This window comes from Chryseobacterium sp. TQ-BC-N36, assembly GCF_058382295.1.
Genome location: NZ_CM178175.1, coordinates 31638 through 56594 on the forward strand (window position 1 = coordinate 31638; position 24957 = coordinate 56594).

Annotated in this window: 22 protein-coding genes; 14 read left to right on the forward strand and 8 right to left on the reverse strand. The window is 36.7% G+C overall.

The features are described from left to right. The first annotated feature begins 162 nt into the window (after positions 1-162). From AC3FI7_RS00125 to AC3FI7_RS00170, 10 genes are all read left to right on the forward strand, one after another. Complete coding sequence (locus tag AC3FI7_RS00125; protein ID WP_491461089.1) at positions 163-1692, forward strand: GMC oxidoreductase; 1530 nt, start codon at positions 163-165, stop codon at positions 1690-1692. A 3-nt stretch (positions 1693-1695) separates the two neighbouring features. Next, on the forward strand, positions 1696-2862 hold the full coding sequence (locus AC3FI7_RS00130) for an MFS transporter (protein ID WP_491461090.1): 1167 nt from the start codon (positions 1696-1698) through the stop codon (positions 2860-2862). Positions 2863-3008: 146 nt separating this feature from the next. Continuing rightward, positions 3009-3737, forward strand: coding sequence for a pirin family protein (locus tag AC3FI7_RS00135; protein WP_343657733.1), 729 nt, complete (start codon positions 3009-3011; stop codon positions 3735-3737). A gap of 37 nt (positions 3738-3774) precedes the next feature. After that, positions 3775-4326 (forward strand): NADPH-dependent FMN reductase, encoded by a 552-nt coding sequence (locus AC3FI7_RS00140; RefSeq protein WP_142725678.1) that lies wholly within the window; start codon positions 3775-3777, stop codon positions 4324-4326. Positions 4327-4634: 308 nt separating this feature from the next. Beyond that, positions 4635-5627 (forward strand): phosphoribosylformylglycinamidine cyclo-ligase, encoded by a 993-nt coding sequence (gene purM / locus AC3FI7_RS00145; RefSeq protein ID WP_491461091.1) that lies wholly within the window; start codon positions 4635-4637, stop codon positions 5625-5627. 92 nt (positions 5628-5719) lie between these two features. Further along, on the forward strand, positions 5720-6283 hold the full coding sequence (purN, locus tag AC3FI7_RS00150) for a phosphoribosylglycinamide formyltransferase (RefSeq protein WP_491461092.1): 564 nt from the start codon (positions 5720-5722) through the stop codon (positions 6281-6283). 177 nt (positions 6284-6460) lie between these two features. Further along, on the forward strand, positions 6461-7978 hold the full coding sequence (gene purH, locus AC3FI7_RS00155; RefSeq protein ID WP_142725681.1) for a bifunctional phosphoribosylaminoimidazolecarboxamide formyltransferase/IMP cyclohydrolase: 1518 nt from the start codon (positions 6461-6463) through the stop codon (positions 7976-7978). Positions 7979-8067: 89 nt separating this feature from the next. After that, a complete protein-coding gene (gene purD, locus AC3FI7_RS00160) occupies positions 8068-9306 on the forward strand; it encodes a phosphoribosylamine--glycine ligase (RefSeq protein WP_491461093.1) in 1239 nt (412 codons plus the stop codon). Positions 9307-9499: 193 nt separating this feature from the next. Beyond that, positions 9500-11029, forward strand: a complete 1530-nt coding sequence (gene guaA / locus AC3FI7_RS00165; RefSeq protein ID WP_142725683.1) for a glutamine-hydrolyzing GMP synthase — start codon at positions 9500-9502, stop codon at positions 11027-11029. A gap of 891 nt (positions 11030-11920) precedes the next feature. Continuing rightward, the gene (locus AC3FI7_RS00170) at positions 11921-13423 is read left to right on the forward strand and encodes a carbon-nitrogen hydrolase family protein (RefSeq protein WP_491461094.1); all 1503 of its coding nucleotides are present in this window, start codon (positions 11921-11923) and stop codon (positions 13421-13423) included. Positions 13424-13479: 56 nt separating this feature from the next. Here AC3FI7_RS00170 and AC3FI7_RS00175 read toward each other — a convergent pair whose 3' ends face one another. Both AC3FI7_RS00175 and AC3FI7_RS00180 read right to left on the reverse strand, forming a co-directional pair. Further along, the gene (locus tag AC3FI7_RS00175) at positions 13480-13653 is read right to left on the reverse strand and encodes a hypothetical protein (RefSeq protein ID WP_172616962.1); all 174 of its coding nucleotides are present in this window, start codon (positions 13651-13653) and stop codon (positions 13480-13482) included. A 123-nt stretch (positions 13654-13776) separates the two neighbouring features. Continuing rightward, positions 13777-14589: a tetratricopeptide repeat protein gene (locus AC3FI7_RS00180; RefSeq protein WP_491461095.1), complete on the reverse strand. Its 813-nt coding sequence runs from the start codon at positions 14587-14589 to the stop codon at positions 13777-13779. Positions 14590-14675: 86 nt separating this feature from the next. On the opposite strand from AC3FI7_RS00180, the gene AC3FI7_RS00185 reads away from it, so the two are divergent. The 3 genes from AC3FI7_RS00185 to AC3FI7_RS00195 all read left to right on the forward strand — a co-directional run bounded on the left by AC3FI7_RS00185 (position 14676) and on the right by AC3FI7_RS00195 (position 18437). Beyond that, positions 14676-16325 (forward strand): ABC1 kinase family protein, encoded by a 1650-nt coding sequence (locus AC3FI7_RS00185; protein ID WP_491461096.1) that lies wholly within the window; start codon positions 14676-14678, stop codon positions 16323-16325. An 88-nt stretch (positions 16326-16413) separates the two neighbouring features. Further along, a complete protein-coding gene (locus AC3FI7_RS00190; protein WP_142722053.1) occupies positions 16414-16923 on the forward strand; it encodes a hypothetical protein in 510 nt (169 codons plus the stop codon). 161 nt (positions 16924-17084) lie between these two features. Beyond that, complete coding sequence (locus AC3FI7_RS00195) at positions 17085-18437, forward strand: DEAD/DEAH box helicase (protein WP_491461097.1); 1353 nt, start codon at positions 17085-17087, stop codon at positions 18435-18437. Positions 18438-18529: 92 nt separating this feature from the next. Here the strand turns inward: AC3FI7_RS00195 and AC3FI7_RS00200 are convergent, their stop codons facing one another. The 5 genes from AC3FI7_RS00200 to AC3FI7_RS00220 form a co-directional block, all read right to left on the reverse strand. Then, positions 18530-19495: a tetratricopeptide repeat protein gene (locus AC3FI7_RS00200; protein ID WP_142722055.1), complete on the reverse strand. Its 966-nt coding sequence runs from the start codon at positions 19493-19495 to the stop codon at positions 18530-18532. A gap of 10 nt (positions 19496-19505) precedes the next feature. Continuing rightward, positions 19506-20162, reverse strand: a complete 657-nt coding sequence (locus AC3FI7_RS00205; protein WP_491461098.1) for a GDSL-type esterase/lipase family protein — start codon at positions 20160-20162, stop codon at positions 19506-19508. Positions 20163-20228: 66 nt separating this feature from the next. After that, on the reverse strand, positions 20229-20690 hold the full coding sequence (locus AC3FI7_RS00210; RefSeq protein WP_491461099.1) for a lipocalin-like domain-containing protein: 462 nt from the start codon (positions 20688-20690) through the stop codon (positions 20229-20231). Between the two features lie 239 nt (positions 20691-20929). Next, the gene (locus AC3FI7_RS00215; RefSeq protein WP_343657744.1) at positions 20930-22093 is read right to left on the reverse strand and encodes an iron-containing alcohol dehydrogenase; all 1164 of its coding nucleotides are present in this window, start codon (positions 22091-22093) and stop codon (positions 20930-20932) included. 113 nt (positions 22094-22206) lie between these two features. Continuing rightward, positions 22207-22614, reverse strand: a complete 408-nt coding sequence (locus tag AC3FI7_RS00220; RefSeq protein WP_142722059.1) for a winged helix-turn-helix transcriptional regulator — start codon at positions 22612-22614, stop codon at positions 22207-22209. Positions 22615-22713: 99 nt separating this feature from the next. On the opposite strand from AC3FI7_RS00220, the gene lpdA reads away from it, so the two are divergent. Beyond that, positions 22714-24114 carry a dihydrolipoyl dehydrogenase gene (gene lpdA / locus AC3FI7_RS00225; RefSeq protein WP_491461100.1) on the forward strand — a complete coding sequence of 467 codons (1401 nt, stop codon included), beginning with the start codon at positions 22714-22716 and terminating at the stop codon, positions 24112-24114. 210 nt (positions 24115-24324) lie between these two features. On the opposite strand, the gene AC3FI7_RS00230 is transcribed toward lpdA, so the two are convergent. Next, positions 24325-24930: a hypothetical protein gene (locus AC3FI7_RS00230; protein WP_343657748.1), complete on the reverse strand. Its 606-nt coding sequence runs from the start codon at positions 24928-24930 to the stop codon at positions 24325-24327. Positions 24931-24957: the final 27 nt, after the last annotated feature.

Sequence of the window (24957 nt, forward strand, 5' to 3'; positions counted from 1 at the left end):
TAAAATTTAGTTTTCAAAAATCCTTTATCGGAAAAATAGATCATTTTACTCACTTGCCGTTCTGCTTTTATCAATTATTTATATAATCAATTGAAATTTAACATTTTGTTAAGCTCTCTCTGCTTTTTTAATCTCTAACTTAGATATACCAAATTGTAAACAATGTACGATATCATCATTATTGGAACCGGAGCAGGAGGTTCAACGATGGCCTATAAACTGGCTGACAGCGGAAAAAAAATATTGATTTTAGAAAGAGGGGATTATGTTCCAGTGGAGAAAGAAAATTGGAATTCTGAAGAAGTTTTTGAGAAAAACAGGTATACAACTACAGACCTCTGGCTGGATAAAAACGGGAAAAGCTTTCGGCCGGGAATGCATTATAATGTAGGTGGAAATACCAAGTTTTATGGAGCCGCCTTATTTCGGTTAAGAGAGGAAGACTTTAAAGAAATAAAACATTATGGAGGGGTATCACCTGCATGGCCTATTCAGTATGAAGATTTAAAAGAGTACTATCTGGAGGCTGAACAGCTTTTTAACGTCCATGGAAAAAGAGGTGCAGATCCTACTGAGCCTTTCGATTCCGAACCTTATCCGAACCCACCGCTACCTCACGAACCGAGAATCCAGGAAATTTTTGATGAACTGAAAGATTATGGTTTGAATCCTTTTGAGCTGCCCATCGGCGTAAACTTTACCCCTCATACAACAGCTAATGCTCCTTATACACTGGATCGTTTTGATGGTTTCCCTGATGCTTCAGAAAGAAAAAGTGATGCTCATCTTTGTGCCCTGTCAAAAGCACTTGAATATCCCAATGTTGAGCTGATGACCCATTCAAAAGTTATAAAACTAAATACAGACAGCTCAGGAAGAAAAATAAATGAGGTTATTATAGAACAGGATGGAGAGATAAAAACAGTAACTTCTGATATCATAATTCTTTCTGCCGGCGCCATCAATTCTGCTGCAATTCTGCTGCAGAGTAAAAATGAACATTTTCCAAACGGACTTGCCAATACTTCAGATCAGGTGGGACGTAATTATATGTTTCATCAGAATACAGCATTGATAGCCCTTTATACTGAACCTAATCCTACAAAATTTGGGAAAACATTTGGTATTAACGATTTTTATCATGCAACGGCTAAGTATGAGTTCCCTTTAGGACATATACAGATGCTTGGAAAATCAGATGAACATCAGATTAAGGCAGATAGTCCGATTGCCGCACCGGGATTTACTTTTGAGCTAATGGCTAAACACGCTGTTGACTTCTGGCTGACTTCAGAAGATCTGCCAGATCCTGAAAACAGAGTAACAGTAGAAAACGGTCAGATTAAGATCAGCTATACGGACAATAATCAGAAAGGACACGAATTTCTTAAATCAGAATTAATAAAAGCGTTAAAAGCATCAGGGAAGTTTGAAAGCTTTCTGTTCAAAGGTTATTATTTTAGTAAAGGAATGGATATTGCTTCCCCTGCTCATCAAAACGGAACAACAAAAATGGGACTGGACCCGAAAAACTCAGTAGTGGATGTTAATTGTAAAGCGCATGACCTTGAAAACCTGTATATCGTAGACGGAGGTTTTTTTGTTTCAAGTGGAGCCGTAAATCCGGCACTTACCATTATAGCAATGGCTTTAAGAGTGGGAGAATACCTTAAAAATACTCTATTGAAATAAAAGATGAACAACAGAAAAACTATTATAGCTGTTGTCTACTTGCTTGCCTTTCTGGCCGGGGTTAATTTTGTGATTTTTCCGGCACTGGGAACAGCTTTTACAGATCCCTCTTTGTTTGCGTTATCTTCCTCACAGTTTGGGAACCTGTTTATTCCTCAGGTACTATGTATCATCGTGGCATGTCTGGGAGCACCGATTTTGGTTAATAAATGGGGACCCCAAATAATTCTTTCGTTGGGAGTTCTGCTGATGCTTGTTTCTACAGGTTCTCTATGGGTGCTGCATTATTTTCTTGTTGAAAAAAAACTGTTGTTTTCTGTATTAATGGTGTTGGTGGCTTTTACAGGAACAGGTTTCGGACTTTCCATTACCACACTGAATCCACTGGCAGCAAGTTTATTTGAAAAAGGAAATACCAATGCGATTTTAATTCTTCAGTTTCTGGTAGGATTAGGTACGTCCACCTCTCCACTGATGATGAATCTTCTAGGAGATGTCGGAAACTGGATGTATCTTCCCGGAAGTATATTTGTTGTTATAAGCTTGGTGTTGATTGTTTTTTTATTTTTTAAAATTGAAAAAGGGTCATTTTTTAAACTTCCTGATCATGTGAGAATTCCTGAAAAACTGTGGGTGTTTTTCATTGCAATTATTTTGTATGGCTGTGTAGAAGGAACTTTCGGGAGCTTTGGAGGAATTATCTTAAAAAGTAAAGGGCTGGATAATAGCGAAGCCAGCATTGGCCTGTCTCTCTTTTGGGCAGGGATTGCTTTGAACCGCCTTCTGTTTGGGGTATTTTCAAAAATATTTGATCTTTCCTTATTCTTTCTCTATGCTCCTGTTGCAGTGGGAATAATGATTATTTTACTGTTGGTTTATCCTCATGTCCATCTCCTGTTATTCATGATGCTGATGATTGGTTTTTGTATGGGAAGCATATTTCCTGGTTCAATTGGCTGGGGAACAGTAGAATTTCCTGCCTATTCTGTTTTAGTTTCAGGATTTCTGATGGCAGCCAATCAAATAGGGACCGGTATTGTAACGAATGTTTTGGGAAGTTTTTCTGGTTATATTAATGAAGTTTTACAAATTCTGACAGTTTTAATGATGATAATCTGTGGTCTGTTTTTTTATCTTAAAAGAAATTCGAAGATTAAAGATGCTTTCTAATCAACCGTGTCAAGGTTTTAAACCTTGACACGGTTGATTAGAAGAGTGGGAATTTATTCATTTTATTCCCAATTTCCTTTCTTAACCTACATCAACTGTTTAAACACCCATATGCCGTACATTTGTACTATAAATAATCACAGAAAATGAAAACAGTATATCATAAAGCAGATTCAAGAGGCCATGCCAACCACGGATGGTTAAATTCTTACCATACATTCAGTTTTGCCAACTATCAGAACAGAGAAAGAACACACTTTGGTGTTTTAAGAGTATTAAACGATGATACCGTTTCTCAGGGAATGGGCTTCGGAACACACCCGCACAGGGATATGGAAATTATCTCTATTCCCCTGGAAGGAGATCTTGAGCATAAAGATTCAATGGGAACTACAGCGGTGATCAGAAAAGGGGAAATTCAGGTCATGAGCGCCGGAACCGGTGTTATGCACAGCGAATACAATAAAAATAAGGATGAAGAAGTAAAATTTCTGCAGATTTGGGTTTTCCCCAGAGAACTGGATGTAGAGCCAAGATACGACCAGAAAAGTATTAAAGAGGGTGAAAAGATCAATGGATTTCAGCAGATTTTATCTCCTGATAAAAATGATGACGGAGTTTGGATTCATCAGGATGCATGGTTTAATCTAGGTAACTTTAAAAAAGGAAATGGGAAAAATTATATGCTTCATAAAAAAGGAAACGGGGTTTATGCATTTGTTTTAAAAGGAAGTGTAAAAATTGGAGACCGTGTTCTGAATGAAAGAGACGGACTGGGAATCTGGGATACTCAGAGCTTTAATATTGAGGCGGTAGAAGACACAGAAGTATTATTAATGGAAGTCCCAATGGAATTACCGGCTTATCTTAAATAAAAAACTAAATTTGTAATCTTAAAAATAAACCTCACATATGAAAATTTTAGCAATAGCAGGAAGTAACTCAGAAGTATCAATGAACAAGCAGTTGGTAGCATATGCTTCAACATTATTTGAAAACGCAGAAACTGAAGTAATTGATTTAAACCCTTTCGAAATGCCTATCTACAAACATGAAAGAGAGCTGGCTAACGGTGTTCCTCAGGAAGCCCATGATTTTGCAGCAAAAATTGATGGAGCTGATGTATTATTGGTGTCTTTGGGAGAGCACAACGGAACGTATTCTACAGCATTCAAAAATGTGTTCGACTGGGTATCCAGAATTAAAGACAGAACGGTTTGGAATGAAGTACCGATGCTATTGATGTCTACATCTCCGGGAGGTAGAGGTGGAGCGGGAGTTTTGGAAGCTGCATCAAAGCGTTTCCCTTTCCATGGTGGAAATGTGGTGGAAACTTTTTCCCTTCCATTCTTTAATGACAACTTTGATAAAGCTGCTCAAAAAATTTCCAATGATGAGAAAGACAGTGAATTAAAGGAAAAAATTAAGAAGATTGCAGCCATTGAAACGATCCTTGAAAAATAGAATTTGAATATTCATTTAAAATTACTATTTTTGCAAAAAGAAAAGAGATGAAAATTCAGACCTCCTATAAACAATGTTTTTCTCATAAAGGGAAAATTGTGGGCTCTGAAATTCTGAGATAAAATAACGGCCGATAATCTGAAAAGATTGTCGGCTTTTTTGTTTTCTAAAATCAAGTATAAAAGTAATTATTAAAATAAAATGTATCAATATACTAATGTACCAGTTTACCAATTCTCCGGTTTCCAAAGTGAAGCTATTGTTACATTGCTAAACTGATATATTGTTACATTATTAAATTATTAAACATGAGCAACACTTACAAATCAGCAGGAGTAGACAAAGAAGAAGGATACAAAACGGTTGACAAGATCAAAAAGGCGGTCGGTGAAACCCACAATTCTAATGTACTGAATCATTTGGGAAGTTTTGGTGCTTTCTATGAAATCGGTGGATATAAAAATCCGGTTCTTGTATCAGGAACAGATGGAGTAGGGACCAAGCTGAAAGTAGCTTTAGATACTAAAAAGTATGATTCTATCGGTATAGATTGCTTCGCAATGTGTGCCAATGATATTCTTTGTCACGGTGCAAGACCTTTGTTCTTCTTAGATTATCTGGCTTGCGGAAAGCTTGATTCGGAAATCGCTGCAGAAATTGTTTTAGGAATGGTGGAAGCTTGTAAGGATAACAATTGTGCACTGATCGGTGGAGAAACTGCTGAAATGCCAGGAATGTACCAGCCGGGAGACTATGATGTTGCAGGATTCTGCGTAGGAATCGTAGAAAAGGATCAGATCATTGATGGGTCCAAGATTAAAGCTGGAAACAAAATTATTGCATTACCAAGCTCAGGATTCCATTCAAACGGATTCTCTTTGGTAAGAAAAGTATTCCCGAACTTTGAAGAAGAGTTTGAAGGGAAACCTTTATATGAAACACTTTTAGTTCCTACAAGATTATACTATAAAGATATCCATAAAGTATTGGAAGAAGTGAAAGTAGAAGGAATTGCTCACATCACAGGGGGCGGTCTTTATGAAAACGTTCCAAGAATTATTCCTGAAGGACTTTGTGCTTCTATTGACGGTTCAAAAATCAGAATTCCAAGTGTAATGCTTGAGCTTGAGAAGAGAGGTGGTGTGGCACGTGAGGAAATGTACGGAACATTCAATATGGGTGTTGGGATGATCATCGTTGTAGATGCTGAACATGCTGAAAAAGTATTACACCTTTTGGATGATGCCTATGAAATTGGCGAAATCACTGAAGGTGCAGAGAAAATCAATTTATCACTATAATAATATAACAATGTAACAATGTAACAATATACCGATGTACCAATTAAAATCATTGTTATATTGTTAGACTGCTACATTGTTACATTCAAAATATGAAGAACATCGTTGTACTCGTCTCCGGTTCAGGAACAAATCTGCAGAGGATCATTGATGCTATTGACTCAGGAGAAATCCGGAATGCAAAAGTAACTCTGGTGGTCGCTGACAGGGAATGTTTCGGATTGGAAAGAGCAAAAAATCACAATATAGAAAATATACTCATTCCAAGAGGAAAGAATTTCAGCAGCGAATTGGCTAAAGTGATTCCACAAGATACAGATCTGATCGTATTGGCAGGATTCTTATCCATTTTAAAACCGGAATTCTGCGAAAACTGGAATGGTAAAATAATCAATATTCATCCCGCATTGCTTCCGAAGTTCGGAGGAAAGGGAATGTGGGGGATGAACGTTCATAATGCAGTCATTGAAGCGAAAGAAGTAGAGAGTGGGGCAACAGTACATTTTGTAACGCCGGGTATTGATGAGGGAGAGGCTATTCTTCAGAAGTCTTTTGAAGTAACAGCAGAAGATACCCCTGAAACACTGGCGCAGAAAGTTCACCAGATTGAATATGAAATATTTCCGGAAGCGATCAATAAGGTCCTGGGAAATTAATAAATATAACAATGTATCAGTGTACCAATTTACCAATGTTGAAGGTATTGTTACATTGCTAGACTGCTACATTGCTGCATTATCAAAAAATCTAAGTAAAAAATAAAAGTAAGTTCGGAGGTGAAAGACCCGAATACAGTTTGAAATAGCTGTAAAAAGTAAAAAATTGAAAGTAAAATGAGTAAAAAGAGAGTTTTAATCAGTGTTTCTGACAAAAGTGGGTTAATTGATTTCGCACAGTTTTTGGAAGCTCAGAATTATGAGTTGATCTCTACAGGAGGAACGTTCAAACATTTGAAAGACGCTGGTTTAAATCCTATTCAGATTGATGAGGTAACCAATTTTCCTGAAATGCTGGATGGAAGAGTGAAGACTTTACATCCGAAAGTTCACGGAGGACTGCTGGCTGTCCGTAACAACGAAGAGCACATGAAAACCGTTCAGGAGCACGGAATTGGTCTGATAGACATGGTGATCGTAAATCTTTATCCTTTCTTTGAAAATGTAAACAAAGATATTTCTTTGCATGAGAAAGTAGAATTTATCGACATTGGTGGTCCGTCAATGCTTCGTTCTGCCGCTAAAAACTTTGATTCTGTAACGGTAATCACTGATGTTGATGACTATGCGGCAGTAAAAATTGAAATGGAACAAAACGGTGATACTTATATTGAAACCCGTAAAAAGCTTGCAGGAAAGGTATTTAACCTTACTTCTGCCTATGATGCAGCCATTTCAAGAATGCTTTTGGATGAAGAATATCCTACTTATCTGAATGCTTCTTACAAAAAAGTTGCTGACTTAAGATATGGTGAGAATCCTCATCAGACAGCAGCTTATTATGTTTCTACTTTCGAGAATGGAGCTATGAAAGACTTCGAACAGCTTGGTGGTAAAGAACTTTCTTTCAACAATCTTCGTGATATGGACCTTTGCTGGAAAGTAGTTACCGAGTTTAAGGAAGAAATGGCTTGTTGCGCTGTAAAACATTCTACTCCTTGTGGCGTGGCGATCGGAACTTCAGCACTGGAAACTTACCAGAAAACATTCGAATGTGATCCGGTTTCCATCTTTGGCGGAATTGTTGCAATGAACTATAAAATTGATGCAGCAACAGCTGAAGAACTAAACAAAACATTCCTTGAAATTGTAATGGCGCCTGAGTTTGATGAAGAAGCCCTTGAAATTTTAAGAAAAAAGAAAAACCTGAGAATCATCAAAATCGTTAACCCTGTTTCTGATAAACAGACCTGGGTGAAAGTAGACGGAGGTATCCTTGTACAGGATAATGATCTTCACTTCTCAGACGATATCAAAGTCGTTACTCAGGTACAGCCTACAGAAGAGCAGAAAAAAGCTTTACTTTTCTCTCAGAGAGTGGTAAAATACGTAAAGTCAAATGCAATTGTGGTTTCCAACGGAATTCAGGCATTCGGTATCGGCGGTGGACAGGTTAACAGAATCTGGGCGACTCAGCAGGCTATCGAAAGAGCTAAAGAAAAATTCTCCGGAGATCTGGTATTGGCTTCAGATGCATTTTTCCCTTTCCGTGATGTGGTAGATTTCTGTGCTCAGGAAGGTATCAAGGCCATTATTCAGCCAGGTGGAAGTGTAAAAGATCAGGACAGTATAGAAGCTGCTAACGAGCATGGTATACCAATGATGTTTACTGGGGTGAGACACTTTTTCCACTAATTAAAATAGAATTAAAAAATAATTAGGGATTGTATTTTTAGCATTCAAAATTATATATTTGTAAAATAAGACTAGATAATAAATAAAGTATGAGAATATTAATCATAGGTGAAGGCGGTAGAGAATCTGCTTTAGCGGCAAAGCTTCAGAATGACCCAAGAATTTCTAAAATGTTTTTTGCCAACGGGAATGCTACTACCGATGTAATAGGGAAAAATGTTCATTTATCAGAAATCAAAGAACTTAGAGATTTCGCTATTAAAGAAAAGATTGATCTTACAATCGTAGGTCCTGAGGCTCCTCTTGTAGCAGGTATCAAGGACGAGTTTAAAAAGCACGATCTTAAGGTTTTCGGTCCTACTCAAAAAGTAGCAAGCCTTGAAGGAAGTAAAGCTTTCTCTAAGAAATTTATGCAGACCTATGATATCAAGACAGCTAAAGCTGTGGTATTTGATTCATATAATGAAGCGATAGAATATGTAAAGACACAGCAATATCCTTTAGTGATCAAAGCAAGCGGTTTGGCTGGTGGTAAAGGTGTTGTTATTTGTGATACCCTTGAAGAAGCTGAAGCTACAATTCATGATTTTATGATCAGAAGAATTTATGGAGATGCCGGTATCCGTTTAGTTATTGAAGAATATTTACAAGGTTTTGAAGCGTCTATCATTGCATTCTCTAATGGTGAAAAACTATTCCCGTGTGTAGCTGCAAAAGACTATAAGAAAGCAGGAAACGGAGATACAGGACCAAATACAGGGGGTATGGGTTCGGTAGCTCCAAGTCCGGAATTTACTCAGGAACATTATGCAGACTTCGAGAAAAATATCTTGGAACCTACCCTTAAAGGTCTTAAAGCTGAAGGGTTCGGATTTAAAGGAATCATTTTCTTCGGATTAATGGTTACAAAAAACGGAGCGTACCTTCTTGAATATAACATGAGATTCGGAGATCCTGAAACACAGGTATTGATGGCACTGATGGAAAATAATCTTCTGGATGTGATCCAGGATTGTATGGAAGGAAAAGACATCGAGCTTAAATTCAAAGGCGAAAAAGCTGTTTGTCTTGTAATGTGCTCAGGAGGATATCCGAGAAATATCGAAACAGGTTTCGAGATCACAGGAGAAGATAAAATGAAGCACAGTAAGCTACTTTATGCTGGAGCAATCAGTAAGGGTGACAAAGTGGTTTCCAATGGCGGTAGAGTACTGAACATTGTAGCTACAGGAACTACTTATGAAGATGCCCGCAAAAAAGTGTACGAAGATGCATCTCATGTACATTTCGATTACGGCTTCTACAGAGATGACATCGGAAAATTTTAATAAAAATCACGAAAAAAGATTTGGAGTCATTCCAAGTCTTTTTTTGTAAAACAGTTAATAATTATAAGTTAGAAGCTAGAGGTTAGATGTGAGTTGGATAAAGGTTAATTTGGAGTGATCTCCAAGCCATCAGTCATAAGCGAGCCGCCATAAGCTCTATCATTTATCAATCATCATTTATCAATTATCAAAAATGAACAACGGTATTATTATTTTAGATTTCGGATCCCAGTACAACCAGCTTATCGGAAGAAGAATCCGTGAGATGGGAGTATATTCTGAGATCTTACCTTACAATACACCATTACAAGATATTTTAGCAAAACAGCCAAAAGGGATTATCCTTTCTGGCGGACCAAGCTCTGTAAATGCAGAAAATGCTCACCTGGTTCAGAAAGAATTATACGAGCAGGGAGTTCCTGTGTTGGGAATCTGTTATGGAATGCAGATGACTGCCCATCTTTTGGGAGGAAAAGTAAACAAAGGTGAAAAAGGAGAATATGGTAAAGCAAATCTGGAGATTGTAAAAGAAAGCTCTTTATTGAAAGGAGTTACTCAAAACTCTGTAGTTTGGATGAGCCACTTTGATGAAGTAGGAGAATTGCCTGCAGGTTTTGAATTAAATGCAAAATCAGGGGTCATTGCTTCTATCTCCAATGAAGATAAGAAAATCTTCTGTGTTCAGTTCCACCCGGAAGTTTCTCATACTGAGGAAGGAGCAAAAATGCTTGAAAATTTCGTCTTCGGAATCTGTAACTCAGAGAAAAACTGGAAACTGACCAACTATATAGAAAAAACAGTAGAGGAAATCCGTGAGAAAGTAGGAGACAACAAAGTGATCCTTGGGCTTTCAGGTGGTGTAGACTCTTCTGTAGCAGCTGTTTTGATCCATAAAGCCATCGGCGACCAGTTGACCTGTATTTTCGTAGATACAGGATTGTTGAGAAAAGATGAAGGAAAGAAAGTAATGGATCAGTATGGAGAGCATTTCCATATGAACATTAAAATGGTAGATGCTAAAGAAAGGTTTCTTTCAAAACTGGCAGGAGTAGATGATCCGGAAGCAAAGAGAAAAATCATCGGAAACGAATTTATCCATGTTTTTGATGAAGAATCTCATAAAATTGAAGGCGCTAAATTCCTGGCTCAGGGTACCATCTATCCTGACGTTATTGAAAGCCAGTCTGTCAACGGGCCATCTGCAGTGATTAAGTCTCACCACAACGTAGGGGGACTTCCTGAAGATATGGAATTCGAATTATTAGAGCCATTGAGAGAACTTTTCAAAGATGAAGTAAGAAGGGTAGGAGAAGAATTGGGAATTCCTCATCATTTAGTATACAGACACCCTTTCCCAGGGCCTGGATTAGGAATCAGAGTATTGGGAGCTGTAGATGCTGAGAAAGTGAGAATCCTTCAGGAAGCTGATGATATTTTCATTGAAGAGCTATATAAAAATGACCTTTACGAAAAAGTATCTCAGGCATTCGTAGTGCTTCTTCCTGTAAAATCTGTAGGGGTAATGGGTGACGAAAGAACTTACGAATACACCGCTGTAGTTCGTTCTGCCAACACCATCGACTTCATGACAGCAACTTGGAGCAGACTTCCTTATGAGTTCCTTGATACCGTTTCCAGCAGAATCATCAACGAGGTAAGAGGAATCAACAGAGTAGCTTACGATATTTCAAGCAAACCGCCTGCGACCATTGAGTGGGAATAATCTTTGACTTGAATTTAAAATATAAATCCTGCCCGTTTGGGCGGGATTTTTTATTAAAACTGTTTTAATGAAAAAACAATGAGGATAAGATTGATAATAATCAATAAAGAATATACCATCTTGAATAGTATATGCTTATGGAAAATAAGATAATTTAGTAACGTTGCTCCTACTAAATAAAAGTAAATGAAGCTTTTGGTGTTGTGAATATTTATTTCAGATTCTGAAAACAAGTTTAAATTGTGCGAGATATTGGTCGTAGAATCAGGATAAAAAAATCGTAAAATAAAAATAATTGTGATACTTATAGCTGAGGTTAATGCATATGGCTTCATTGATAAAATAAAGTTGTAATAAAATTATAGATTAGCTAGAAGGCTTTTATATTAGTTCTTTCAAAAATTGAGTATAACTCTTAATTTACATTATAAAAATAAAAATCCTCAGCAGAAAAAGCAGTTAAGTTTTCCATATATTCAAAATAAGAATTATAAATATAAGAATTTATTAATAAGTATTGGTTAAATATGGTATCAACAATAATATATTCTACATTATTAAATGTATAGAGAAAATTTTTTACTTGTAAAACATATTTACTTTCAATAAATATCAAAGGATAATTTAAACAGATATATCCGATTGTTTTATTTTTCAGACTCAGGACAGCAATTTTTTCTGTATCGATTTCTATATCAATGTCGTAATGAGATGAAAGGAGCTCTATTACGGAGGTGAAAGCAGAATGTTTCCAGTTGTTATTTGAATCAATTGCTTTTCGTATGATTGGGGTGATATCCACTGTTAAATTTTATATAAATGGTTGGAAAGTGCTTTCCTGTAAGGATTTAAATCAAATATTTTCCCTAAATTTAAGTAAAATTACATCAAATGCAAATAGAAACAAGAAACCTGACCCTTCAGGATTATGATGAGCTGGCAGAAACGATGAAAAGGGCCTACCCACAGATGTCGGAATCTATATGGTCCAAAAAAAGTATCGATAAACTCACAAAAATATTTCCCAATGGACAAATCTGTATTACTGTAGATGGAAAACTGGCGGCAGTGGCACTTTCCATTATTGTCAATTATGAAGAATTCGGGGATGATCATACCTACAGCGATATTACAGGAAATTATACCTTCAATACCCATTCTTCAACAGGGAATGTTCTGTACGGAATAGAAGTCTTTGTAGATCCTGACTTCCGGGAGTTGCGCCTTGGAAGAAGGCTTTATGACGCCCGAAAAGAACTCTGCGAATTGTTAAACTTAAAATCAATTATTCTTGGAGGAAGAATTCCGAGCTATCATAAATACAGTCACGAACTTTCTCCCAGGGAATATATACGGAAAGTGAGAGATAAGGAGATCTATGATCCGGTATTGTCTTTCCAGCTTTCCAATAACTTTTTACCCATCAGGGTTTTGAAAAAATATCTTCCCGAAGATGAAGCTTCCAGAGAAAATGCCGTGCTTTTACAATGGAATAATATCTATTACAGCAAAAGACCGAATACGATGCAGGACAGCATTATACGGCTTGGGCTCGTTCAATGGCAGATGAGGCATTTTAAAGATATAGAGGCTTTTTATGAACAGGTAGAATTTTTTGTCAATGTGATGGGGGATTACAAATCGGATTTTGTGCTGTTTCCGGAACTTTTCAATACTCCTCTACTGGCTCCGTTTAATAATCTTTCGGAGAGGGACAGTATGATAGAGCTGGCGAAACTTACTGAACAGATTAAGAATAAAGTTTCCGAACTGGCTATCAGTTACAATGTCAATATTATCTCCGGAAGTATGCCTGTTTTTGAAAATAATGAACTCTACAACGTCAGTTACCTTCTTCACCGTGATGGCCGTATGGATGAATATAGAAAAATTCATATTACTCCGAATGAAAAAAGGTACTATGGGATGAAAGGAGGAAATGAAATAAAAGTTTTTGATACCGACTGCGGAAAAATAGGTCTTGTGATCTGTTATGATGTTGAATTCCCGGAACTGCCCAGAATTTTAGCTGACCAGGGAATGAAAATTCTGTTTGTTCCTTACCTTACAGATACTCAGAATGCTTACATGAGAGTACGCCACTGTGCTGCCGCAAGAGCTATAGAAAATGAATGTTATGTAGCGATTGCAGGTTGTGTAGGAAATCTTCCTAAGGTAAACAATATGGATATTCAGTTCGGGCAGGCTGCCGTATTTACCCCTTCCGATTTTGCCTTTCCATCCAATGCGGTGAAAGGAGAAGCAACTCCCAATACAGAAATGACCCTGATTGTAGACGTAGACCTGAATCTGTTAAAAGATCTCCATCACAACGGTTCTGTACAGGTGATGAAAGACCGCCGGAAAGATCTGTATGAAACCTATCTTAAATAACAAAACAGAATGCTGATGCATTCTGTTTTTATTTACCTAAAATTTTTTTTAATACATTAAACATACTGAGGGCAAACTACCGCAGGACAGATCAGTCTTGGGCATCTTGGTCTTCCGTCAGTAGGGCAGCACTCGTTAGAGCAGTTTGGAATAGTAATGCCACTAAGACCGCTTCCTGCGATCCCTTTTAATTGCTCTCTTGAAAGTTTGTTGTTACGTAAATTTTTCATGTTCTAATACTTTTAGTTTGTTTTATTGTACCTTGTAAATATATTAAATTTTATGAGAAATGATATTTTTTTCTTATTATGAATATTTTTAATTCTTTAAAATTTGATTATGTATTGTTATTTTTAATTTTTGACCTCCTGACATTTGGCTTTAGAAATAACATCATCAATGCTGTCATTCCCCAGCTGTTTGCTCTTTATAAAACTTTTGCAGGCTTTTTCCTGCTGTCCTGTAGATAATAAAACTTCTCCCTGATAATATAGAACAAGAGGATTATTCGGATTATATTCCAGTGCCTTTTCAAAATCCTGCAATGCAGCATCATTCTTTCTTAATAAGGCATACGCCATTCCTCTGTGTTCATAACCTTTTTCTGATTTTTGAACCGCTAATGAAGTGCTGAGATCTTCAACGGCTTCAGCATATTTGTCCATACGCATTTTAACATAACCCCGGTTCAGATACCCTCTGTAATTTTTTGGTTGTTTTTGTACAGAGATATCAGCATCGGCAAGAGCTTCACTATACATCCCGAGTTCAGCTTTAGCAGCTCCTCTTTCACCATATAATCTATAATCATCAGGCATTCTTTCCAATGCAATAGTATAACTTTCAACAGCCTTGGCAAACTGATTGGTTAATGAATAATACTTACCGTAAAAAGTATAAACCATTTTATTTTTAGGATCTAATTCCAGAACTTTATCAAAATCTGCCCTGCACTTTTCAGCATCATATAAATAGAGATAAGACATCCCTCTGTATAAATAAGAATCAGAAATATTTTCTCTGGTATCGATCGCTTTGTTAAAGTAATATATGGCTTTTTGAAAATTTTGATTGTCGTACTCTTTGTACCTTTGGCTATAGTTGGATTGTCCCGAAAGAATGCAGAAGGTAAGAATCGAGAACAATAAAGTAAAAGTTTTTTTCATAAGTAATGGTAGTTAGTTTTAAGTTCCCTAATTTAATAAAAATAGGAACAGTTTTTGGAGTAAATTGCACCTACTATTGATACACTATGTTTGACAAGCAGCAAAGAAAACTGAAGAGATCCGCAAAACTGATTTCCGTATTGAGTAAATATGGATTCAAAGATCTTCTGGCGAGAATGAACGGAGGGAATAAGCAGGAGGACGTTTCAGGCAATTCAGATGAAATTATTTCAAAAGGAACCGTTTATGAAAGAATAAGACTGGCTCTTGAAGAGCTGGGACCTACCTTTGTAAAGCTCGGCCAGACATTCAGCAACAGGGAAGACTTGCTGCCACCGGAACTTATTCAGGAACTGCAGAAACTTCAGGACAAAGTGGAAACAGTAGATATGGATGTAGAAGAAGCACTGGAAAGTGAGTTTAATATTTCTGTGAAAGATTACTTCCTTGAAGTTCAGAAAAAGCCTTTAGCAACAGCTTCCATTGCACAGGTGTATAAAGCGGTTTTACTGGACGGCAGTCCGGTGATTCTAAAATTAAGAAAACCTGACGTGCAGTCAGTGATTGAGGATGATTTACTGTTAATCAAAGATATTGAAAAACTGATATCCACTTATTCGGAAATAGGAGAGAAACTTAATCTGAAACAGGCTATTTCTACGTTTGAAAAATCATTGCTTGAAGAAGTTTCTCTGATCAATGAAAGAAATAATATCCAGCAGTTCCGTCTTAATTTTAAGAATAATAAAGAGACCTATGTTCCAAAAGTCTATGAAGAATTTTCCAACAACAATATTCTCTGTATGGAATTCATAGATGGGATAAAAGTTACGGATAAATCAGTTCTTCTGGAGAATGGTATTGATCCTGTAAAGGTTTCTGAAGTAGGATTAAGGCTTTTTGTTTCTCAGATTTTGGATTACGGATTCTTTCATGCTGATCCTCATGCCGGAAATATCTTAGTGAAAAAAGATGGCAAAATCGTTTTCATTGATTTTGGAGCAGTAGGGAAAATTCAGCCCAATGATAAAGAAATTCTGGAAAACCTTATCGTAAGTTTTGTTGCCAAAAATTCCCATAAAATAGTCCGCTATCTTAAGAAAATGGCAGTCAGCTATGAAATTCCTGATGAACGCAGGTTCGAAAATGATGTGGAGGATATCCTGAATTTTGTTCACAGTTCATCATTACAGGATATCAATGTGCAGGTGATCCTCAACAAGATGAAGGATATTCTGAAAGACAACAGGCTTTATATGCCAGATTATTTCTATCTTTTATTTAAAGGAATAAGCCTGATAGAAGGGGTAGGAAGAAATATCAATCCTGATCTGGATATTGTGAAAAGTCTGCATCCTTATACCAAAAAGATTTTCACCAAAAAAATCAAACCAAAGAATCTTTTAAAAACAGGGATGGACCGGATGATGAATTTTACGGATAATGTAGATGAAATTCCAAAAGAACTCCGTTCTGTACTCCAAAAGCTTGATGAAAATAAATTTACGGTTTCCAGTGAGATCAAAAATATAGAGAAGACCAATCAGCTTATTAAATCCAGTGTAATTAATCTGATTCTGGCTATGGTTTTAGGAGCGAATATTATTGCAACGGCTATAGTTTTTACTTCAGAATCCGGCCCGAGAATTGGAGAACTGTCTCTGGTAGCAGTTTTAGGCTTTATTTTTTCAGTAATTTTAGTTTTAATACTTTTGTTGCGGGTTACAAGAAAGTAAGCTCAAACTTTAAAGTAAACTCTATAAATATTGCACCCGTAACCCGAAAATCATCCGTCAAATTCCATATCTGAAAACCACGACCACAATGAAAGCACTTATTATAACTGCATTTACATTATTGAGTTCCTTTTGTACGGCTCAGGAAAATAGCGAAGAGAAACTTCAGGGAGACTTTGACGGAAACGGAACAAAAGAATATGCCTATACAAAAGTCAGCGACTGTGGTGAGGAATGTGAAGGAAAATGTGAAACTACTATCTATTTCAGCGATAAAAATATCCCTTCTATAACGGTTACCCCTGCAAACCAGGGGAGCCTGTATAATGTAGGTGATCTTAATGGTGATGGGAAAGAAGAGATTGGATTTTACCCGAATTGGTGTACCAGCTGCTGGCATCCGTTCTATGTATATACTTTCAGTAAAACAGGCTGGAAACCATTATTACCGTCTATTTCAACTCATTGTAACCAGTGGGAAGAAGATAAATTTCCTATTAAAAAAGATCCTAAAAAGAAAGGCTATGTCATTATTACCTCAAGCAAATGGATAGATGATGATATTAAAATTATCAGTGAAAGTGTTAAGGTGAATTGAGTAAAATAGCTGGATGGATGCTGCGAGAGGAAAGAAATAACTTTGAATAATCATCAGTTGTTTAACCAATAAATTCAAAAACTTAAACAGGGCAGCTGATAATCTTCCGGCTTCCGGCCTTCTGCTTCTATACTAAAAAATTAAATACCTATCTTTGCAAAATGGAAAAACTCACTTTTGCAGATTTTGACCTGCCGGTTAAAATTCTTGATGTTTTAGCGGATTTGGAATTATTTGAACCTACCCCGATTCAGGAAAAGAGCTTAAAACCTATTCTTTCAGGAAGAGATGTAATGGGAATTGCACAGACCGGAACCGGAAAAACACTAGCATATCTTTTACCCGTTCTTAAAACATGGAAATACAGCAAGACAGGAAATCCAACTGTTTTGGTGCTGGTTCCTACCAGAGAACTGGTAGTACAGGTAACTGAAATTCTTGAGAAACTGACAGAAAATATTACGGCAAGAGTAATCGGAGTTTATGGTGGAAAAAATATCAATACTCAGAAATTGCTGTTCAATGACGGATGTGATATCCTGGTAGGAACTCCGGGAAGAGTGATGGACCTTTCCATAGATAACGCAATTTCTTTGAAAGAAGTTCAGAAGCTGATCATTGACGAGTTTGACGAAATGCTTAACTTAGGTTTCAGACCACAGCTTAGCCATATTTTTGAAATGATGAAAGAGAAGAGGCAGAACATTCTTTTCTCAGCAACCATGACAGAAGCAGTAGATGAAATGCTGGACGTATATTTTGCCAGTCCGATAGAAATTTCATTGGCTAAATCAGGAACACCACTTGAAAAAATTGAACAGATTGGTTATAAAGTAGAAAACTTCAATACTAAAATCAACTTGCTTGAACATTTGTTGAAGACAGATACAGATATGTCTAAGGTGCTGATCTTTAACAATAATAAGAAACATGCTGATCTGCTTTTCACTAAGATTGATGAGCTGTTCCCTGAACAGTTTGATGTGATTCACTCTAATAAATCGCAGAACTACAGGCTGAAAGCGATGAAAAGATTTGAAAATGAAGAGATCAGAGGTTTGATTACCACAGATGTAATGGCGAGAGGTCTTGACATTTCAAATATTACCCATGTTATCAATTTTGAGACACCTGATATTCCTGAGCAGTATATCCACAGGATAGGTAGAACGGGTAGAGCGGATAAAGAAGGAAAAGCTTTGGTTTTTGTTACCAAAAAAGAAGAACCTCTGATTCTTGATATTGAACTGTTAATGGATAAGGAATTGAAATTTAATGATTTCCCGGAAGGCGTTAAAATCAATCCTAATAAAATAGCTTCCGAAAAAAACGAAGTGGTGATGAAAAATCCTGTACAGGTAAAACTGAACGAAGGAGGAGGAGCATTCCACGAGAAGAAAGCTAAAAATACAAAAGAAAACTGGGGAGGACCTTCTAAAAGAAAAGCACCCAAAAAGTTCGGAGCAAACAGAGCCCAGCAGAAAGCAAAATCAAAATCAAAAAGAAAGAAATAAAATAAAAACGATTCCCGCAAAGGAATCGTTTTTATTTTTGAAGTCGTTTAAACTTATTTGAATTTAAATATTCTAATAAATTTAAACAATTTTTAATCAAATTGAATATTGTTATTCTTCAAGATTTCTTTAAACTTGTCAGTTTTACCTTCTTCTTTCATACTTTTGTAAATATAGCCTATCATTTTTTCAGCATCTGATCGGTAAGGCGATTTCTGTTCAGAATAAATCCTGTATGCTTTACAAATATTATCAAGACCTTTCTCATTATTCTTCAGGTGGGTAAAATAAACTTGTCCCATTCCATAATAAACTTCCGGATCGCCGGGATACATTTTGTCAAAATCCCCATATGCATCAATTGCTTTTTGATATTCTTTTTTATAGACATAAGTGATGGCTATATTCTGTAAAGGCATTTTGCCTTTAGGGTCAATAGCTAAAGACTGTTTATAAGCATTAAGAGCTTTATCATATTCTTCAACTCTCCTGTAGCAGATTCCCAGGTTGTCCCATGCATAAATGAATTTCGGATCAATCTTTACAGCCTGTTCATAGTTCTGGATTGCTTCTTTCCAGTTTTCCTGTTTGGATGCGTCAATGGCTTTCTGGTATAAATCAAGTGCTGTATTATTCTTTGAGAACTTGTCATAACTGGTTTCTGAAGTTGTAGTAGCTCTCTTTACGCTCTCACAGTTTTGCATCAGATAGCGCTCAAGTTCATTATAGCTTTCTTTATACTGCTGTGAATTTTTATTGGTATTAAATGTCAGATTGATCTGCTTTTTCCCGTTTACTTCAGGTGCGTTTTCAGATTGTTTTTCTGCTCCTTTCAAAAGTGTTGAAATTTGAAGAGCACCTGTGTATTTATCAATACATCCATGAACATCTTTAATGATATCTTCCTTCTTTCTGTTAGATAAAGCAATGGAATCAGTACACTTACATGCGTTTTCTGAAAGTTCCCGAAGAACTGTTTTTTCATTGGGCTTCTCCTGAGAAAATGAAAAAGAATAGAGTAAAACAGAAAATAAAATGGTTATTGTTTTTTTTATCATAGGTTTTAGTTTATTTCAGGTAAGGAGTAATCACTTTCGTCCAGATCTTGTATCCTTCCGGCTTAAAGTGAAGCATATCTTCCACAAAAATATCTTTTCTTACATTCCCGTTAGCATCTTCCATTGCTTTAGTAACATCAATGAATTCAGCATTAGGTTCTTTTTTCATAAAAGCTTCAATCTTTTTATTGGCGATTTTCATCTGTGGCCAGATCACTTCTCTGCTCGGCGAGTATTTCATTGAGATATAACCTACTTCAATATCAGGAAATCTTTCACGTATTTTTTTGTAGAAAGCTTTGTACCGGCTCACTGCTACTTTTGCTTTTAGCTGATGATTGTCAGCAAAATCATTTTCTCCACAGTAGATAATTATCTGTTTGGGCTGATATGGAGCCAGGAGATCATTGGCAAAATAATTGAGGTCCGTAAGCCTGGAACCTCCAAATCCTCTGTTGATAATTGTTTTATCAGGAAAATAATCTGCAATATCAGTCCATCTGGTAAATGATGAGCTTCCGATGAACAGGATAGCATCTTTGGGTGGTGGATTTTGCTGGTCCTGTTTTTTAAACGCCTGGATGTCCTGCCAATACATGGGTTTCTTTTCCTGTGAAAAGACAATCGTACAATACAGCAATAGAAATGCTGATAGAATCTTCTTCATTATATTCAGTTTTAAATTCAGATATAAAAATAATAAAAAACTCCCGGTTTAACGGGAGTATATGATTTATCTTTTGTAAGTAACATAAGGAATGTCCGGAATCTTATCTCCGTCCATATCAAAAATTCCTGATTGCTGAGCAAGTTTTAAATCCTTGCCTGTCAGAATATCTACTCTGTAATTAACTGAGGCATCATCTCCAAGTTTAATTCCAATAATTTTTGAATCAGCATCGTAAGTATATCTTCCTTCGTTTTTCACTGTAGGAGTACAGTTTGCTCCTTCTCCTGTATATGCTGTATAGCTTACGTAATAATCCGTTCTTAAGAAAAGAGTATTTTTAGCAGCACATGCTGTTAACGTTTCAGTATAAAGCACTGTTTTATTATCTTTCCCAGAGATCACTTCTCTTTTAACCTCTTTCCAATCTCCCTTCATGATATCCATATCGTAAGCTTCAAGATTGTCATCTTTACAAGAGGTAAGCGCAATGGCAGAAAAGGCAAATAAAAGTAGCTGTTTTTTCATTTTCACAAATTTAAGAATATGCTAAAATATAAATAAATTTGAAATATTTATAATGAAATAACGAATTTTTAAACAAATGTTTGTAAATTAAATAATTTTATGAATGCTGTGATACGAGATACGAGTTTTGGGTTATATATTTTCAACTTGAAAATAAATATAAACACATTCATCCGAATCTCAGAATAACGTAGCTCAAACCTCAAACCCCGTACCCAGAAACATGCATCCTGAGTCCATTAATAACTCATCTCTACAATCTTATAAGCATCCTGAGGAGTCAGTTTTTTGTATTCTCCAAGTCCAAGCCAGTTTCTTTCTGTAAAAGCTTTTTCAACTTTTTCTGCAGTGCCTTTAAAATCTTCTGTATATTCAGAAAGTTTGGTTTTAATGTGAAGACTGTGGAAGAATTCCTCCAGTTTTTTGATACCCAATTCTGCTTTTTCCTCTACACTTCCGTCTTTAATTCCCCAGACTCTTTCTGCGTACTGGGCCAGTTTCCCCTTTTTATCTTCAAAATTGTAGCGGTAGTGGGATGGAGCAATAATGGCCAGCGTTCTTGCATGGTCAATACCAAAATAAGCTGTCAGCTCGTGGCCCATGGCGTGTACTGCCCAGTCTGTAATCACTCCTTTCTGGATCAGTCCGTTCAGGGCCATTGTACAGCACCACATAAAGTTTCCGGCAGCATCATAGCTGAAATCATCAGCCAATACTTTAGGAGCCGTTTCCTGAAGGCTGATCAGAATGCTTTCTGCAATTCTTTCCTGAAGGTCGGCAGAAGAAGGAGCAGTCATATACTGTTCCAGAACATGGGTGTAAGCATCCGTAATTCCATTCACGATTTGATTTTTTGGAATAGATCTGATTACTTCAGGATCCAGCACAGAAAACTGAGGGAAAAGTCCCGGCCCTCCTGATGAAAGTTTTTCATGTGTTTCTCTTCTTGAGATTACATATCCGGAGTTCATCTCAGAACCGGTTGCAGGAAGTGTTAAAATACTTCCGAATGGCATTCCTTCCCCTTCAAAAGTTCGTACCGATTTTCTGAGGATATCCCAAGGCTCACCATCGTAATAGGCTGCTGCAGAAAGGAATTTCGTTCCGTCAATCACAGAACCACCGCCTACCGCAAGAAGATAAGTGATGTTTTTTTCTTTGATAAAGTTTAAGGCATTCAGCAATACTTCATACTCAGGATTGGCAGGTACTCCGCCAAACTCATACAGCACATGATCTTTCAAAGCCTCTTTTACCTGGTCATACACCCCATTGTTTTTGATACTTCCGCCACCATAAATCATTAATATTTTGGCATCTTTAGGGATTTCTTTGGAAATTTTGGTGATTTCACCTTTTCCGAAAAGTATTTTTGTTGGGTTTTTAAACTCGAAATTAAGCATTGTTCTAAATTTATTTTATTCCAAATTTACGGAATGAAAAAGGAAAAATGAGTTAATGAAATTTTAAAATTGCTATTACTCAATTTTATGAAAGCTATGATGCTGTCTGCCTATTAAACAGTTGATAGAAGATAGGCTTTTGCTCTCTTAATAAATCCCTCTTTATCTTTTTTTATCTCTTCAAGGAGCTTTTTCCTGTCATCAGGAATGGTGAGATACTGGTCTCCCCAAAGATTGATTTCAACGATCACAGGAATAAGATCGACTCCCTTTTGTGTCAGAAAATAAAAACTTTTCAGTTTGCTGTCAGGATGGTCTTTTTTATCAATAATCCCGTGATCCAGCAGATTCTGAAGTCTTGACGCCAGAATATTTGTTGCTATTTTTTCATCAGCCTTCAGAAAATCACCATACGTGCATTCCTTTTTCAGCATAAGATCTCTTATGATGAGCAGAGACCATTTATCTCCCCAGATTTCGAGAGAACAGCTGATCGGGCAGCCGGATCTTTTTTTACTCATATTGTTAATTTTAAAATAATACTTGCAAAATGAAAGTGTTTGTTTTAATTTTGCTTTTATTTTGCAAGTAAATTTAATCATAAAAAATTAATACATCAAATGGATCATTATGATATTGCCGTAATCGGCTCAGGACCTGGTGGATATGTGGCCGCTATAAGAAGTGCACAGCTGGGATATAAAACAGTAATCATAGAAAAATATGATACATTGGGAGGAACATGTACCAATGTGGGGTGTATTCCGACTAAGGCCTTACTGGATAGTACCCATCATTATGCAGAAGCACAGCAAAAATTTAATGAACATGGCATCAGGCTGGACAAAATAGAGCTTGATTTTAAGCAGATGTACAGGAGAAAAGCAGATGTCGTTTCAAAAAATACGGGAGGTCTCGACTTTTTAATGAATAAAAATAAAATTACGAGGCTTAAAGGAACAGCAAGCTTTATCAATAATTCCACGATAAAAATTATCAGCGATTCTGAAGTAAAAGAGATTACTGCACAGCATTCCATCATTGCAACAGGTTCAAAGCCATCAAGCATTCCGGGGGTGAAAATTGATAAGCAGAGAATTATCACTTCTACAGAAGCATTGTCTTTACAGGAGAAGCCTGAATCTATGGTAATTATCGGCGGTGGAGTAATCGGTGTGGAAATGGCGTCTATTTTCAACCGTATCGGAACGAAAGTGACCATTCTGGAATATGCAGATCACCTGATTGCGGCTATGGATCATGAGCTTGGGAAAAGTCTGCAGAAAATTCTTAAAAAAGAAGGAATAGATATCCGTCTTAACCAGGGCGTTTATAAAACAGAAAATATAGGCTCTGCTGCTAAAGTCTTTTTTAAAGATCAAAATGGAACAGAAGGCGAGCTGGAGGCAGATTATGTATTGATAGCAGTAGGAAGAAGCCCTTATGTGAAAGGTCTTGGGCTTGAAAATACAGATGTAGCGCTTGATGAAAGAGGCTTTATTAAAGTGAATGAAAAAAAACAGACTTCAGCATCCAATATCTATGCTATTGGCGATGTGATCGGCGGCGCAATGCTGGCGCACAAAGCGGAAGAAGAAGGAGTTTTTGTCGTTGAAACCATTAATGGACAAAAGCGCCATATTCATTATAACCGTATTCCTTCAGTAGTATATACCTGGCCGGAAGTGGCCTCTGTAGGATATACCGAAGAATACCTCAAGAAAAATAATATTGCCTATAATGTCGGGAAATTTCCGTTTTCTGCCAGTGCAAGAGCCCGGGCTTCAATGGATATGGATGGCTTTGCCAAAGTTTTGGTAGATCCGAAATATGGAGAAGTATTGGGAGTTCATATTATTGGTGCCAGAGCGGCTGATCTGATTGCACAGGGTGTTATTGCCCAGGAATATGAAGTGACCGCAGAAGATATGTTCCGTATTTCCTATGCCCATCCAACCTATTCGGAAACGCTTAAAGAAGCTTATCTGATAGCGTCGGGACAGGGAGCTGTCAATATATAAAATTTATACATCAGAAAATAAACCATTAAGATCAATAAAGGCAATAAGAATAATTAAGATGCATCTTTGATGAAGAATAAGGTAGCGCTCAACAAATAATTTTAGCTGTTTCTCTTAACTACTCTTATCCCCTTAAAAAATCTTAATGGTTTAAAATGAGATCATCAATTTTATCTCAGATAAAATCTCGGTATTTTTCAAAAGGGTCAGTTACAAAGAAGAACAGTTTTCATCTTTTGCGTAAACTCCATTGCTTTTTGCCTCCAGTTTTCCGGTTTTTCTGTTGATTTTAATCCAGAAAGATTCTTTTACCGCCGGGCAGCCTTTGGACTGCATCAGATACATTAAGATATGATGGTCCTCAATTTTATAGGATCCGGTAAAACGGTTGCCAGTATCTACCGAATAGCCATATGTTTTTGCCAGTAAAATAGCTTCAGGAAGATTGTCTACTGTCCCTATAAAGTCTCTTAACTGCTGTTCACTTGAAAAATAAACCGGTTTTTCATTTTTGCATGCCAGAATGTATGAAAAACAATTGTTACCCATACATTTCTGGAAAAAGCCTCTTTCCGGAACCGGCTCATTGATGGTCATAAAGTCAGGAGCCTGACTCTCATAAATAACTGCTTTTTCATAATCGGAATCATTGCTGAGCACCCGCCAATAAGCGTAAGCTTTATCCGGTACAATGAACGGATAGAGTAGTTCTATATTATCCAGGATTTCCGGGATTTTTTTGAAATCAGCAGGAACAGCTTTCTGACCGAAAATCAAACCGCATGATAACAATAAAGTCAGAAATACTACTTTCATTCTGTTGTTTTTTTACAAATTTAACAA